The following is a 17571-nucleotide window of genomic DNA, read 5'->3' as shown; positions in this document are numbered from 1 at the left end:
GCTGTTACCCTTTATAGCTAGCTACTGGGCTTTTAATAAACAAAATCGCTATACCTCTGTATTATTAGCCCACCTCTTACTCTGTACTTATCTGATTCTTAAAATGTATAAAGTAACCTACATTTATACCGAGTGGCATTTCATGCATGTTGGTTGTTTTATGAACACGCCCATTCTGATATCAAATATATTAATTTAGACGCTAGTCTAGTTATTCTCATATTGAGTAAATGATGATAAAAGCCTTTCATTACTCGTAGTGATTAAGGTTATTTGTTTATTTTATACCTTGTGTGGTTTATTAGTTAAATATTAATTATTCAGTTAAATAACCATTATTGGGTTTGGTTATTTAACATTTATATATTTATCTATATTAGTGGGTAAATCAGTAGGTTATATTAAAGTGTCGTATTCTGGTTGTTATAAGCGTCTCAGAGTTTTAAATTATCAACAAGATATAGTGCGTTCACCTTTTGATTGGATAATCATTAGCCTGCCTTCATGTAAATTTTAAGAGTGGTTTTTCTGTTGTTTATCGATGGATGTTGCGTAAGTGGATCTTCCTGTGTGGCTGGTTGTGTACAAACGCTATGGGTTGTTGTGTTTCTGTTTGTGCCTCTGCATTTTCCCTGGTTATTATCACTTTTCGCTTAATCGGTGTGGCCGATTACTGCTAATCGGAAAAACTAATTACCAAAGCCTTGTGTTGTTCACGCGTATCAATTTAGTAACTAAGCATTAACTATGAGTGGTTCAACTAATTTAAAATGTGACCTTAGTCTCTTTACTTTATCGATGTGGATGTTATTTGAAACTGTTTTGTATTCTGCTTGTTTGATTGATTCTATTTAAATAATTAACCTATCCAATACTTCCTACTTATAATTTCCTGTGTTTTTAACATTTGGGATTGTTATATTATTTAACGGCTGCCTTTATTATGTTTTCAAGGACCTGGTGCTTACTTTTAAGCTCACTTCTTATCTCTCTCGCTTTTATGCCCACACAGGCATGTGCGAGTGAGTCAATATCAATAAACCTAATAAGTAATCACAAGGTTTATGATAATGAGCAAATGCTGAGTTATGACTTAGTCATCACGAATAACGGAGGCAAGTTAGTGAAGGGGCTGTCGGTTACGGCCGGGCTGCTCGATATCAAGGCCTTAGACAAAGATGGTAAACTGGTTAATGCCTTTACTAGTATGTCTGTTGAAGCGACGGCAACGCTGGGGTCTCAAGTTGGGGACTTTAATCCTCATGGTAACTTGACGGCGAAAGAGGTCGTGTTAACCGAAGGCGGAATGGTGACTTACCATATAGAGGCTAAGGTGAGCCCTGCAGTAGCCAAAGAGATAGAAGTGGCTGCTCAATTAGCATCAAGCTTTCTTTCCCTAGAATCCAATTTAGTCTCGATTCCGAGGGCGCTTTATCAGCTCGAGATTAGCAAGAGCGCAGACAGTTTGCTCTATTCGCCCGGTGGTCAGGTTAGTTTTACCATCAAGGTGAGTAACACTGGTCAATGGAAGATCCGCAATGCTCTTGTGGAGGATAAATTATCCGGCATTACAGCTGAAGACATGCTGGGCAATACAGTCGCGGCTTTTAGTTCAATCGACAGCATCACGGCGACGACTCAAGGTAAGGGATCCAGTGGAGGAACATTTGATGCTCATGGTCCGGATCTACAGGCTAAGGATGTTGTTATCGCAAAGGCTGGTTGGGTCGAATATCGAATAACCGCCACAGTCTCAGACACATTAGTGGGAGATATTCTTAATTACGCCGAGATCACGGCCCATGATGAGTTGCAACGTTCTAACCTGATCCTCATTAAGCCTGCAGAAGCTAATGTGGTCATCACCAAGCAGGTGAGCCCAACCGCTGACTATCAGGTCGGAGATACACTTAACTATACGGTTAAAGTCGACAATACAGGCCTAGGTATAGCTCATCATTACCGGATTAAAGACAGCATAGGGGCTATTGTTGTCGAACTCGCCAATAATGGTTTAAGTGAATATCAACAGCAGAACATTGCCGGCAGTCCATTTAAGACCTGGCAGATTGAGGTGCAGCAGCTTGGGGACCACAGTGCCTCAGAGCTTATGACTTCAGGGGGGACTTCGGTGGATGAGGATCTTAATGATCTGATCAGCCTCTACCCGAATGAGTCAGTGACTTATACCATCAGTGCTATATCTAAGGCAGTTGCCATATCAGATATTGAAAATATCGCCTCGGCGACCTCGGATACAGGCGACAAGAAAACGGCGAGTACTACAGTTACCGCGCTGAACACCATCACAGATTTCACTGCTCACAAGTCACCAGATGGTACCGAATATATGCCAGGGGATTGGGTGAGTTACAGCATCGAGGTGAGTAACACCAATGCCACTCAATTTGCGGATAATATCCGCATAGTCGATAAACTTTCGACCTGTACTACTACAGAACTTGTGGACGGTAGCACAGGGGCTGCGTTTGAGAAGTGGAAGCTTAGTGTGAAGCGTGTCGAAGAGGAGGGCAGCGATCCCGGCAGTTTCCTCTTTGGCGCCGAGCAGACGGGGGATATCGATCTGGTGTTAGATTTAGCCCCTAAAGGCAAGGTGGTTTATCGACTCGATGCTTTAGTGAATCCCCAAGCTATCGGAACCATAATGGATAACCCTAGCTGTGATGATACGGTTCCCGAAGACGGTTCTGGCATCAACATGCCAGACGGTAAGGTTGAAGTGAAGAAACTGGTGGATCAACGCGAGTTTTCTCCCAGCAGCGACTTGACCTACACCATCACCATTAAAAACTCGGGGAAAGGTTATCTGCATAATGTACCAGTGGTCGATGCGCTTTCGACCATCACCGCTGATGGTGTCACGGGTTCGGCATTTACGACTTGGACAATTACTCCTAGTGTCACCGATAGCAGCGGCGCGATATCAACCAAGAGCAACCCGGATATAGACGCATCCATTAAGAGAGATCGTGATCTCAATACTCATGCTAATGTGTTTCCCGGCGATACCATCACCTACACCATAGTGGCCACCACTAAGAACACCATCTCAGGCATAGTGAGAAATAAAGTCACGGTCGATGGTAATGCCTATTCAGATGTAGGTGCTGAACCTTTCAAGTACGATCTATCCGTGTCTAAAACCGTGGATAAAATTCACTACAGTGAAGGTGATGACTCTCTTAGGTACACCATAGAAATAAGCAATGCCGATATTGCCGGTTATGCCAAAGATATTCCGATATTCGATGATATTGTCAATATTGAGGCCGAATTGCTGCATGAGAAGGGGACGATGGCTCCAGCATTCGAGTCATGGACCATCACAGCTTTCACCGACGCCAGACCCAATCAAGACACTGGTATACCAACTTCGGGTTTAAAAGATGTCAACTTAGATACAAGGTTCAGTCTTGCTGCGGGTGGCAAACTCACCTATGTCATCGAGGCTAAAATACCTCCACGTACTCAGGACCACATAGTCTGGGGACGGATCATTAATAAAGTCACCTTAGATAATACTGAAACCTCATCGGCAGAAACTGGCTACAGGTTACCTAATATAGTGGTAGATAAGCAGGTTTCAAAGACTAACTATCAGCCCGGAGATCATGTTTCATATACGATCACCGTTAAAAATATCGGCGCGGGATATGCCAACAATACCGATGTAAAAGATGATATTGCCGCCCTTGGTCTGTTCGACAAATGGACTGTGGTCGCCGAGTCCCATGGCATTGGCACTAGGATCGTGGGTAAGAAGATCCAAAATAATCAAAATATTGATACTAAGGTGGATATCGCGCCTGGGGGGAAAATTGTCTTCATCATAGCCGGAGTCGTGGTGAATAACATAGACGGTCAGGTGACGAATACGGTTAAAGTTCACGAGCCTCTGGATAATAGAGACAGCGAGTCGTCGGCGGATATCTTCCCCATTACCGACCCGGATAAACCAAGTGTCGATATACACAAAGAGTCATCACCACTGCATTATGTGCCGGGGAAAGTACAGACTTATACCATCACGGTAAGAAATAATACCGACACCGTGATTGAAAACCTACGTGTGTTCGATGAGATGTCCACCATAGAGTCGACCCTGGCGAATAATAAAAACAACCAGTTTGCCGATATTCAGGGCAGTCCTTTTGAGAGTTGGACCATCAAGTCAACCACCAAAACCTTAGCCAGAAACAGCACCAGTGCCGATCTCGACGAGGTGATTACGCTGCAACCTAATACTTCTAAGGTTTACACCATAGAAGCTATCATCAAAGATAATGTCGTCGATGAGACAGTGACTAACCGTGTGTGTCTATTTCGGCACAATGGTGATGATGCCGGTTGTGCCTCGGCGGAAAATCACAGAGCCGCCTCAGGTGGTGATGTGATGCGTGAAGTGTCTCCGGCTCAATATAAGCCCGGGGATACCATCACCTATAAGATCACCGCAAGTTCTCATACTGGTTATTACAACAATATTCATATTCAGGATGAGCTGGAAAACTTGAGCGTTGATTTGATAGATAAAGAGGGTAAACACACTCAAGGTCATCCCTTTAATGGTCAGTTTAGTGTGGCTGTCAGTAAAACCAGCCTTAATGGCGAGGGCACTACGGACGGTACATTAGACGGTCAGGTGGAAGGCAACAAGAACTTAGATACCTGGATAGATGTCGGCCCTGGGGACAAGGTGGTATACACCATCACGGGTGTGGTTCGTGACGATGCCGCCGGTGATATCACCAATGGCGATCTCGTGGTTAAGCCCTTTCAACCTAACTGGGATTACAGTAAAGAGTCCGATAATAAAAACTACCAAGCCGGTCAACCTCTTATCTATCGCCTGTCAATTAAGAACACAGGTAAGGGCCATGCTCTGGGTATAAAAGTGCAGGACCTGCTGAGTCAGGTGATGGTCGATGATATCAAGGGACGTTCGGTGAAGGCCTATCAGATTTGGTCTTTCACTAAGATTAAGGAAAAACCAATTGCGGCTAACCCATCAACCGGGGCTAAGCCTGAGTTTGAAAAGTATTACTATGCTGGTACCTATAGTAACAATACCGATCTTGATACCGAGATTAACTTACCCATCGGCGGTGAGATTGTTTACACCGTAAACGCCAAAGTCATAGACAGGGCTGAAGGCGAGATAACCAATGTACTTAAAGTCAGTAACGATAGCACCAGTGTCAGTCATTCCCAGAGTACAGAAAACTATAAGGTCAGTAAGCAAGTCATAGGGTATTACGATGCAGAACACAACAAGCTAAGCGGGGAAGGATACACCCCCGGTGGTTATGTGGGCTACAAAATACGGGTGGAGAGCAGTGGTAAAGGTAACATAAAGTTATTAAAGCTTGTGGATGATCTTGCAGGCGTTAAGGCCACTTGGTTCGACGGCAGCACTGGCTCGGCGTTTGAAAGTTGGACTATTCAGGCCAGAACCGATGGCGGTCCAGTGTCCCATTATGGTGTGTTCAGTGCCAGTGAAAATATCGATACTCCAGTGGATATCGGTGTCGATGGTTATGTCGAATACTACATTTCAGCCAAGATAAATCAAGAGGTTGTCGGTGAGTTTCATAACAGTGTGACCGCCGGAAGAACCACTAAAACCAGTGAAGTATCTGTGATGCAAGGGGCTAAATTCACCCTGACTAAACAGGCTTTTTCTGACGCACAGTTCACCAGTCCCAAGAGCGATTACAGGCCTGAAGATGAGGTCTTTTACAAGATTAAGTTGGAAAACAAGGGCTGGGGCACACTTTATGATGTGCATGTTAAAGACTTACTCAAGCATATTAAATCTCAAATTGCGGAGGACACCATCCCCGCTGGCTCATCGCCTAAGGCGCAGCCGTTTAGGGAGTGGCAGGTAGCGGCTCGTTATACCGCGGGCCGGGTCACTAATATCGGCAGTTTCATTGATGGTAGCAAGGTCGATATCGACACAGATTTTGATCTGGCGCCCAATGACGCTATCGAGTTCAGCGTCGAGGCTAAGTTGGATTATGGGGTATTGGGCGAGGTCAAGAATAGTGTGACAGCGAGTGGCCAGACTAAGGCCGCTAAGCTTAAGGCTCAGGTAAAAGATATTAGTTACAGCAAGGTGATCACCAGCATTGGTGGCAGACCTTATCAGGCCAATAGTCATTATCGTCCAGGGGATGAGCTGGTATATACCATCAAGATCCACAATAAGCACAATGCTTGGGCTAACGATGTGGCTATTAAAGATAAGATCGGCGATATTTCGACTTTGCTTGCCGGTGGCAGCCGTGGCCAGGCGTTTTCTCGTTGGCATGTCGAATATGAAACCACAGCCGGTAGCGATGGTCGTGTCGATACTCAGCTACCAACGAATTCAGCCGATACGGATATCGACTTCATCACAGATATCGGACCATTAGATGAGATAACAATTCGCATCATCGTGACTATCAAAGATACGGCGACTGGTGACATAGATAGCAACCATCTGGTGGTGGACGGCAAAACCGATACTACAGATACGATTCCGCCTTTTGCGCCTAAGTTGACCTACGGCAAGGAGGTGATCAAGACCTCGGCCGATGGCAGCAGTAAAACCGAATATGCGCCAAAAGGTGAGGTGCAATATCGGGTTTGGGTGAGTAATAGTGGTGAAGGTTTTGCCCATGATGTGATCATCACTGATCCTATCGATAAAATCGTCTCGGCCGATGGCCAGACGGCCTTCTCTCTGTGGGCGGTAGAACTTGAATCTACCCCAGGTCTGTCCGTTGTGAGCGGTGATATCAGTGGCAATGTACCTCTTAATGCACATGCGGATATCGCGCCGGGGGAAACCTTGGCCTTTATTGTTTCAGGCAAGGTGGCAGGTGATGTAACAGGTTTAGTGCGCAATCGTCTGTTTGCCAACGATGTGGATGTTGCCCATGTGGATCTCAATCCCGGGGTGATGAGTATCACCTCAAGCAAGCATACAGATACCCCGAATTATACGCCAGGAAGCGAGGTGAGGTTTCAAATTGAGATCACCAACACCTCAGATTCCATCGCCATCGTGGCGGTAGAAGATGATCTGAATGCCATCATGGTTATGACGGCCAATGGCACCATGGAGCCCGCACTGACAGATATCGTGATGAGTGCCAGAGTGGTTGGCGATAAGATTAATTCAACGATACCCGCTAGTTTAGGTACGCCGGATCAGCTCAATAGCGAAGTAAGAATTGCCGCCAGAGATTCGTCAACGACGCCAGTCAATACCAGTATTATTTTCGATATCAGCGCCAAGGTTGTCGAGAACGCTGTGGGGGAATTTACCAATACCGCAAGGATAGACGGCAAAGACTTTGAGCTTATCGAAGGCAACATCAAACCCTTGCCGGCAAAAATCACCTTAGATGAACATCCCATCAAGACGCCCGCCGTCTATGCACCGGGAGAGAGCATAGGTTTTGAAGTCATTATCAAGAATATTGGTTCAGGTTATGCCCTCAATACTCAGTTGGCCAATCTTCTTGATAAAACCAGAGCTTGGGCCGCGGGAAGCACTGATAAGGTACGGGTATTCGACAAGTGGGACAGGGTAACGGTAACAAGCAGTTCCAGCCTGAGTACGATTATTGCCGGTAAGGAGCTCAATAATAGTGAAGGCTATTTCAACGAGTTCAATATCCACCCTGGCGACTCTGTGACCTTGCAGTTATTTGGCACAGTTAAAGAAGAGATATTAGGCGACATAGACAACATGTCCCAGGTTACTCAGGGTAACAATATTTACATGGACGACGCGATTTACACCCCCGTTGAAGGCCAGTTGCTCATCTTGAAAACCGCAGATAATCCCACTTATCTGCCTGGGAGCATGGTCGGCTATAACATCAAACTAGAGAACCGCGGTGACGGTTGGCTAAACGATGTGAAGTTATCTGATTTGTTGTCAGATATTGATACCGAACTGGCTGGCGCTGTTACCGATAAGGCATTTGCTCCTTCGAGTCTGGTGCTGGACTCTGTGGTGTCGATTCCCGTTGTACCTGGGGAATTGGGTGAGATTAAAGCAGAGGGGAATAAGCTGATTGGCACTGCCGATATCGCTCCGCATCAGATCATTAATATTCATTTCAGCGCCAAGGTTAAGGACACGGCTTTGGGAGAGATAGTCAATGTAGCCAAGGCTAACGAGCTTAGCTCTGAAATCGCGATTGTGCCACAAGTGGCCGAGGTGAAGTTAACCAAAACCGTCCATAAGCCCAATTATATGCCCGGTGAACTCATCACCTATACGGTTACTGTGGCTAATAGCAGCCAGACCTGGGCAAACGATGTGGAATTAGTTGACGATCTGGCCGGTATCATGACCGAAGAGGCGGGCGGCGCCATGGTCAATGCATTTGTGCCCGGCACGTTAACGGCGACCCATACCAGTACCGCTGAATTGGTGAAGATGCAGGTTAAGGATAATCGCCTCAATGCCACTCTGGATATCGCCCCCATGAGTGAAGTGAGCTTCATCCTCGAGGCTAAGTTACAAGACACTATTTTAGGAGAAGTGACAAACAGTGCCGAGGTTGGCGATCAAACTGCCACGGCTGTGATCATTCCCCAAGCTGCGCCTAAAGTGCAGATAACTAAACTGGCCAATAACCCAATCTATCTGCCCGGAGAGTTGGTGACCTATACCGTCACGGTAAAAAATAGCGGCGATACCTGGACTAATGATGTTCAGGTGTCCGATGACATAGGTGAGATAACCACAGAGCATGCCAGTGGCGTGACTTCTGCTGCATTTGTTGAAGATAGCCTGAGTGTGACCAGTGACAGTAAGCCCAATCTCATCGAGATGAAAATCTTAGATAATAAGCTAACGGCTCAAGTCGATATTGCGCCTAAGTCTGAGGTGAAGTTCACCATTCACGCCACGCTTAATAGCACAGTATTGGGAGAGATAATCAATATTGCTTTCGCCGATGGTAATGCGGCCGAGGCAAAGATGACTCCAGTTCTGAGTGAGGTGGAGATAGAGAAAACCGTCAATCATGTCAGGTACACACCGGGTGGAATGGTGACCTATCGGGTGACGGTGAGCAATGAAACGGAGGCCTGGGCCAACGATGTCAGCATCTTAGATGACATGTCCGGGATAACGACTCTGCTTGCCGGTGGTATTCAAGGTTTGGCATTTGTGCCGGATTCTATGGCGGTAGAGCATGATGGCAGGCCTGCACTCGTCACTATGTCGGCGGCTGATAATAAGCTCCAAGCCAGTGCCGATATTGCGCCCATGAGTAAGCTGACTTTCACCATCAGAGCCTTGCTGGTCGACACTGTACTGGGTCAGATAACGAACCAGGCATCTGCCGATGGTAAAACCTCAGATGTAGCGATCACCCCTGTGGCTAATCCTATTCTTAGCCTGAGCAAAACGGTCTCTAAACCTACCTACTTGGTGGATGAAGACGTGGTGTATACGGTAACGCTTATCAATGCCGGTGATGCCTGGGCTCATGATGTCCAGCTTGAAGATGATCTCAATGTTATCACCACTGAGCTTGCTGGTGGAGAGATGGAGACGCCATTTGTCGACGCCAGCCTCGTGGTTAGCCATACCAGTAAACCTGAACTTATTGAGCTGAATAATGAGCCCAATAAACTCAGTGCACGTCTGGATATAGCACCCCATAGCCAAGTCGTGTTTACCTTGACTGCTAAGATGAAGTCTTCCGTTCTGGGAGAGGTGACAAATACGGTCACGGCGGGCGATCAAACTGCTGGCGTGAGTATATTACCCGAGGATGTCGAGCTTATCTTCACCAAGTCGGTAGATAAGGAAAACTATTTCCCCGGCGATCTTCTGACTTACACCTTAGTGGTCGAAAACAGAGGTTCAGGTTGGGCTAATGATGTGCAGGTCCAAGATGCCATTGCTGGTATCAATACCAGTCTTGCTGGTGGTCTCGAGGGGCAAGCGTTTGTGCCCGGTACTCTGGAGGTGACTCACGATAGCTGTGATGAATTGGTGCAGATGACAATTGATGGTGATGTATTAGTGGCCAATGCCGATATTGCCCCTAAGAGTACGCTGATCTTTGTCATTAAGGCGCAGCTTAAAGATACGGCGCTGGGAGAAGTACTCAACGAAGCGTCGGCCAATGACATAAATGATGTGGCATTATCCATTCCTTCTAAGGCGAGTGTTACCCTGAAAAAAACGGTCGAGTCTCCCGTTTACCAAGACGGTGGTAAGGTGACCTATCACCTGACATTAACCAACCAAACCGATGCCTTCGCTCATCAGCTCAGTCTCAAGGATACACTCAATGAGATTAAGGTGATGACTATCGATGGCGTCGAGGCGAGGGCGTTTAGCTCATGGGAATCTCGTTACCAATCCGGTGATAGTAATACCAGTGTGGTGAGCCAATCACGCTTAAGAAGTGATGGCGCAAAAAATACGAATATCGAGGCCATGATCGATCTGGCGCCGCGAGATACTTTAGTCTTTACCATAGATGCACTAGTGCGTGACGATGCCGTTGGCGAGATAAGTAACACGGCAGACCTCAACTTCGATGGGGTTCATCAGCAGTCAAATGTAATCATTGAGCCCGATGTCGCTGTGCTTGAGTCGGAAAAAGTCAGTGTCGAAACGGAATATGTACCCGGCGAGACTCTGAACTTCACTCTGACGATGAAGAACACCTCTAATAACTATATCTTCGATACTTTAGTGTCTGATGACATGTCGACGATACAGGTAGAGTACGCTGATTCCACTCTGGGATCGGCATTTGTTCCTGGAAGCTTGAGCTTTACCCCGAGCCAGGTTGGTCAGGCTAGCAGTGCAAAACCCATTTCTGACAGTGAATATGAGGTGGATGTCGCGCCGGGCAGAGAGATCATCTTCAATGTCAGCGGCATTGTGAGCGAGAATGCGGTGGGAGATATTCAAAACATCGCCCTAGTCGATGGCAGCGACATAGAAAGCAATCTGGTACCTACTGCTGTGGCCCATGTTGTGGGAGAGCTGTTTACCCGTGCAGAGTATTATGTCCCTGGCGAGCCGGTGGAATATCATTTGGTGCTGAGAAATGATGGTCTGGGGGTAGCGAAAGATGTCTATCTATTGACGCGTTTTGCTCAATCTACGGGCACATGGATCGAGCAAGAAAAGGGATTGGCATTCGACAGTTGGACGATAAGTGCGACTACTAGTGGCAATAACACCACTTCGGGTGAATTTACCGATAATAAAGATATCGCCACTAAGCTCAATATTTCCCCCGGTGGCAGCGTGGATTTCACCATCACAACCACTGTCGATCAGGATATGTTGTCCAACATAGACGTGTACGGCTTCTTCCTCGACTCGACCTATCATAAAGGGGTCAAGGTTCGTCAGAATATCGAGGGAGTGGGGGATGCTGACAGATTATCGTCTCTGAACCTGCCGCCGGTCGGTGCCAAGATGGTGGTGGATAAAACGGTGGAGAAAGCCAGTTATATCGACAGTGATACCCAAGTTATCTATCACTTGAGTGCGGTCAATATTGGTGAGGGTAATGCCCCCTTAGTCACCTTGTTTGATGATATTGCCGGTCTGAGTAGTCCAAAGGGAATTGATGTGTTCACCGATTGGCGTATCGCGGGAACTGAGTATGAGGGTAGCAGTGTGGTTGACCAGTTTACTCTTAAAGGGGATCAACTCAATAAGCAGAACCTGAATATTCAGAGAAACTTTAAGTCCAAGAGCAGAAACCGTATTGAGCTGGTGATCAGCGCCACCATTGCCAATCACCTAGATGATGATGTGACCAACATCTTAGTGGTGACCGAGCAAAATGGCACAGTGACTCAAGATGAGGCGACTACACATATCAAGAAAATCCCTGACAATCAGGGCGAGCTTAAAATTACTAAACAAGCTTCTAAAAACACGGCTCAGGTGGGCGATGTTATCGAGTATGAAATTATCCTTGATAACGATAATGAATCCTACTTTAAGGATGTGGCTGTTTTCGATAAGTTGCCTGCGGGTTTCCGCTATCAGCTAGATACCACAGAGATGACGCTTAGTGGTATTGATGGCAAGTTCGATACTCAAGATGATGTGAGCCTCATTAAACAACCCACACTGTCTGGTCAACTCAGGTTTGCCAATGTCGATTTCGAACCCTTCGAGAAGTTAAGGATCCGTTACCTTCTCAAGGTCTCGGTCGGGGTGACATTCGGTAAATATATCAACACAGCTCAGGCTAAGATCAAGGGTGTCAGTGTCTCTGAACTCGCCACTGCAATGGTAGAAATACAGGCCGATAAACTTTTTGATACCGCATCAATCATAGGCAAGGTGTTCGAGGACATTAACGGTGATGGTTATCAAGCAGATGCAGGCGCATTCGACATCAAGGTGCTGGCAGACTTGCCAATAGGCATTTATGTGGCCGACTCGACCCGGTTAAAGCTGATGGATAAGTTTGAGTCCGTTAAAGATATCTCTGTCGGTGATCTGGATAAAACCTCTGACGACTCAAGCGCTAAGGTGTTGTCGTCTATCCAATCTGGGATCGAAATTGATAAGTTGATGGGTCAGTCGCGAAACCGAACTTTAGATGAGTCTCATCTTACAGTGATCCGTTTCCAGACCACAACGCCTGACTCATTCCCGTTGATCCTCACCAGTGGAGAAGGGACGCGCATTGAGTTTTCGTCTCTGGGGGAAGTGACTCGTAACCTTAGCGGAGACGTAAAAAGCGGATTGTCGGCCGAGGTTATCAATGTCACCCGCAACTTGTATCGCGTCAAGGCGCTAGAGCCGCGTTATTTGTGGGAGATAATCATAGATAACATAGGTGTGTATGAAGACGGTATTCCGGGGGCACGCCTGATCACCACCGAAGGGATCAAGATAGAGACAGATGAGTTTGGTCGCTACCATGTGCCGGATCAGTGGGTCACAGATAAGACAGGTCGCAACTTCCTAGTAAAACTCGATAGCGATTCACTACCCACAGGTATGAAAGTGATAAGCGAGAACCCTAAGGTGAAACGTATTTCGTCTAACGGATTAGCCAAGTTTAACTTCAGCGTGCAGACAGCCACTCTTAAGGCCACAGCAGCTCCTGACTCAATGGCATTAGCCACCAAAAGCCAACATACGGATTAAGTCACCACCCAAGATCAAACGTGCCGATGGGATCACTTCCATCGGCCCTTTGTGGTTGCCAAACGCCTCAGATTTAGGCTTGGAAGCCTGCCGAGTTTGTGGGTGGAAAGCTAAAGGAATATATGCGTGAAAAAGTTTAAATTAAATCATTTATCGTTAATGATCATCACCTGCCTGCCCTTGATGGTGAAAGCGGGAGTCGAGCCGGACAGTCAATCTCCACAAATCCAAGCGTTGGCGAGTCAAACACAGCTCGATGATCAGGCTCTGGAGCTGATGTTATCTGAGTCCACAGAGTTAAAACAAACCATACATGAGCAGAGTGATAACTCGCGTATCTATCTGGATGAAGGGGCTATCTGGGCCAGTCGTGACATCACCAAGGTTGATCCGGTACTCGAGTTGTCTGTCAGCGATGCCATTGAAGTTGAACAGGGTAAGATTAGCGATAAGGTCAGTTTCAACCTGGTGACTAATTATAGCTACTACATCAAGCGTTGGCAGCTTGAGGTGTATCGCGGTAAGGACATTCACCTGAGCGAGCCACTCAAGGTATTAACCGGTGAAACCTTAAGTAATGAATTCGATCTCCAGTGGGATGGCGTTACTGATATTCCCTACGAGATGAAAAAGGGGCAGCAACTCCTTTTCCGACTAAAGTTGTGGGACAAGGATGGCAATATGGATGTGACCTCCATAGGGGTGACCGATCTTATTCGCGCCTCACAAGGGGTGGAGATGGAAAAGTTTGATCATCAGCAAGTTAATGCTGGTGATAACACTGGCGACAACGATCCAGATAAAGGCTCACGCAGCTACGGCGTAGCAAAATTACTGCGCCATAATATTCCTACCTCGGCCGGCATGGCAAAACTGATGGGCACAGGCCTCAAGGGAGTCGATCGCGTCTTTATTGGCGAAGATGAATATGCCATCGAAGATAATCGCCTCTATGTCGAACAGTACTTGCCAGCTGATGCCTATATGTTTCCGGTTAAAGTGAAATATGACGATGGTCATGAGAGAAATTATCAACTGTTTGTACGGATCCCCGATACCTATTATGCCCAGACGGCTCTGGCTGATCTGTATATAGGTAAAAATCGTGTGTCGGGCAATAAAGAGGTGTTGGGCGTTGACGATCAATACCAAGGAGATATCTATAATCGCGGGCGTCTGGCCTATTTCGGTGAAGGTAAGTTTGGTGACAAGCTAAGAGTGGTCGCCCATGTGGATACTAAAGATCAGACGCTCAAAGACATGTTTAAGAATCCCTTTGCCGCGGATACCACGACGGTTTTCGATATTCTCGACGACGATGAGCTTTATTACGGTAACTATGGTGACAATGCCAATATTCAGAAGGTGGTCAATACCAAAGGTAAGGTCTATCTGGATCTGCAATACGATAAATCCAATGTCATGTGGGGTAATTACAATACCGGGATCTCGGGTACCGAGAATGCGCAGTATAATCGTAGCCTCTATGGTTTCAGAGGAAATTACCGTACACGAAGCACCACAGAATTTGGCGATGACAGGTTAAATCTGGTTGGCTTTGCTTCCCAGGCCGATAGCTTGTATTCCCATGATGAGTTTCGCAGCACAGGCCTGAGCCTCTATTTCCTGCGCCACGGCGAGGTACTCCCGGGCAGTGACAAGGTGGTGGTGCGTCAGATGGATGACCGCAACAACCGAATCGTCAACGAGGTGATACTTCAAGAAGGGCGTGATTATGAGTTTGATGCCTATCAAGGACGAATACTCCTGACTCGCCCCCTGTCGGCTATTGCTGGTGACAGCTTCGGTAGCGTGATTTCCGATACACCCTCAGGGGATCTGAAAAACTACTTGGTTGTGGATTATGAATATATTCCCAGAGGATCGGAGGCGCTGGATAAGATGGCCATGGGGGGAAGGGCAAAAGGCTGGGTTAACGATCATATCGGCATCGGTGCCAGTTATGTGCAGGAGGAGAAAGAAAACCAGGATTATCAGCTGAGTTCGGCGGACTTGACCCTTAAACTCACCGAAGGCAGCTTTTTAAAGGCGGAGTTTAGTCACAGTGAAGGCACTCAGGCTGACAGCAATTTCGTCTCCGATGACGGTGGCCTGACATTCGAAGAGATAAGCCGGGTCGGTCAGACACGTGAGGGCGATGCCATCTCGATATCCGGCGTTGCGAATTTATATGATGTTATGCCGGAAATCTTTGGGGCTGTGGGTAACGATTTGAGTGTCTGGTATAAAGACAAGGACGCAGGATACTCTTATGCCAGTCAGAGTGATGACTTAGCTCAGGTGTCTCTGGGCACAGAGTTAAGGTTACAAACGGGTGAAGATTCGCAACTACTGGCCAGTTTCCAAACGATAGAGGAGATAGAGCTAACGGGCAAAAAGGTCACTGATACTCAAGATGTTAAGCTCGAAGCTCAGGTTATGCTCACTGATCATATCAAGGTCGGTATTGCCGGCCAACAGATCCAGGAGCTGAATCAGAATGATGAGAAGAGTGATGGCAGCCTGCTCGGTGCCCGCCTCGAATATGTGTTTGATGACAGTAACAATGTTTATATCAAGGCACAGAAAACTATAGAGAGTAGCGACAGCTTCGATCAAAATGACAGTGCTTCAATAGGTGGTGAGGCCAAGATCACTCAAGACTTGTCACTGTTAGGAGAGTACACCACAGGTGATCGCGGCGACTCAGCTCAGGCGACAATTAATTATGATATCAATGATGAGCATTCCACCTACGTGACGTTAGTGCAAGATGACTATGAAGACAGCAATAATATCATCATAGGCCAGAGGGCCAGCCTGACAACTAACCTGGATGGCTATTTGGAGAATAAGTTTGTCGATGAGAATAATGGCAAAGGCCGGATTGACTCCACCGGCCTTGATTATGATGTGAACCAAGACATCCGTGCGGGTATAGGTTACCAGCAAGGTTATATAGATTATCGTGATGAAGCCGATGTTAAACGTACTGGCTATACAGTGTATATTGATTTCAATCGGGATAACTATCAGCTGGGGACTAAGTTTGAATACCGCATCGATAAAGGCGAGGAGGAGATAGAGCAGTATGTGACAACCAACCACTATACCCATCATCTTACCGATGAATATACCTTGTACGCAAAGGTGAATTATTCCCGCACTAAGAATAAGACGACGAAGGAGCAAGTTGCTAAGTTTATCGAAAGTTATGTGGGTTTGGCCTATCGCCCTGTCTATAACGATAAGTTGAACTTCTTGAGCAGGTATACCTATCTGGTGGATTTTGACAGTTTAGATAGGGATATCTCCTATACCGATGAAGAGAGTCACATTATAGAAGCGGAAGGTATCTATTCTCTCAATGCAAAAATTGATCTCGGTGCCAAGTTTGCCTATAAGCACAAATTAGAGCAGTTTGAACGTGAATCCGGCGAATTATTCCCCACTGAATCTGACATCTATCTGACTGGGCTCTCGGCATCTTACTCTGTGATGAAGGACTGGAATGTGACCGGGGAATATCATTGGAAGCAGATGATTCCCTAGATAATTTGGAGCATGGTGCTTTGCTGTCACTGAATAAGCACCTCAGTGATAACGTTAAGATCGGGGTGGGTTATAACTTCTCATCTTTTGAAGATGATCTGGTTCATGAAGATGATTATGACGCACAGGGCGTGTTTATCAATCTTATCGGTAAGATCTAAGGAGGGTCCATGATGTTCGTATTCAAGCATTTAATGTCGACAGCATTAATAAATAAAGCTGCTGTGGTACTGGTAACTAGCCTGACTCTGGTCGCTTGCTCCACTCAGACCTATGTGAGCGATGAAAACACTGATAAGTTTGCGGGGATCAAGGTAGATAAGTTTCTAATATCTGAAATTGTGACTGAGATTAAACAGATATTGCCGCCAAATAAGAAGGTATTTATCTCGCTAATTTCCCATTTTGACTTTGATTCGAGTTTACTCACGGCTGAAGATAAGATAGAGCTAGATAAACTGATCCGTCAGGTAAGCTCACTTGAGGGGAGGTTAGTGATTAAGGGGCATACCGACTATCAAGGCAGCGATGTTTATAATGAAAATCTCTCCATGCAAAGAGCCCTGATTATTCAAAATTATCTTCAAGAATACTTAACGCCTGTACACTATGAGTTTTCAGTAGAGCATTTTGGTGAACTACAACCCATTATTGAGTCTCACAGTTTAGAGGCTAACGCACTGAACAGGAGAGCCTTGGTGATATTTACCGAGAGATAAAGCGCTTTATCTTGGTTGAATTCAGTAACGCGTCGCGTGTAACTGATGTTTTATTGACGTAGTCGCGGGGTTTGCAAAGAGGTTATCAATAGAGTTATCTGTCAGAACCGTGCGGAA

4 protein-coding genes are annotated in these 17571 nt (G+C 46.3%); all 4 read left to right on the top strand.

The genetic code is table 11. The features are described 5' to 3' along the window. Nucleotides 1–1078: 1078 nt before the first annotated feature. Nucleotides 1079–13183, top strand: coding sequence for a DUF11 domain-containing protein (locus sps_RS16655; protein ID WP_169915794.1), 12105 nt, complete (start codon nt 1079–1081; stop codon nt 13181–13183). 126 nt (nt 13184–13309) lie between these two features. Beyond that, nucleotides 13310–16735, top strand: a complete 3426-nt coding sequence (locus sps_RS16650) for a hypothetical protein (RefSeq protein ID WP_237157861.1) — start codon at nt 13310–13312, stop codon at nt 16733–16735. Further along, nucleotides 16714–16896 carry a hypothetical protein gene (locus sps_RS28890; protein WP_237157860.1) on the top strand — a complete coding sequence of 61 codons (183 nt, stop codon included), beginning with the start codon at nt 16714–16716 and terminating at the stop codon, nt 16894–16896. Before sps_RS16650 ends, sps_RS28890 begins: the two co-directional genes overlap by 22 nt. A gap of 9 nt (nt 16897–16905) precedes the next feature. Beyond that, entirely contained in the window at nt 16906–17454 is a 549-nt protein-coding gene (locus tag sps_RS16645) for an OmpA family protein (protein WP_218919597.1), read from the top strand. Nucleotides 17455–17571 lie beyond the last annotated feature (117 nt).

This window comes from Shewanella psychrophila (assembly GCF_002005305.1).
Lineage (GTDB): Bacteria > Pseudomonadota > Gammaproteobacteria > Enterobacterales > Shewanellaceae > Shewanella > Shewanella psychrophila.
Note: the sequence above shows the minus strand (reverse complement) of the source record. Positions and strands in the feature narration are given on the sequence as shown.

Excerpts from the sequence above, each read along its gene's own strand:
- sps_RS16655 (WP_169915794.1), top strand. The coding sequence starts at position 1,079 with ATGCTGAGTTATGACTTAGTCATCACGAATAACGGAGGCAAGTTAGTG.
- sps_RS16645 (WP_218919597.1), top strand. The coding sequence starts at position 16,906 with ATGATGTTCGTATTCAAGCATTTAATGTCGACAGCATTAATAAATAAA.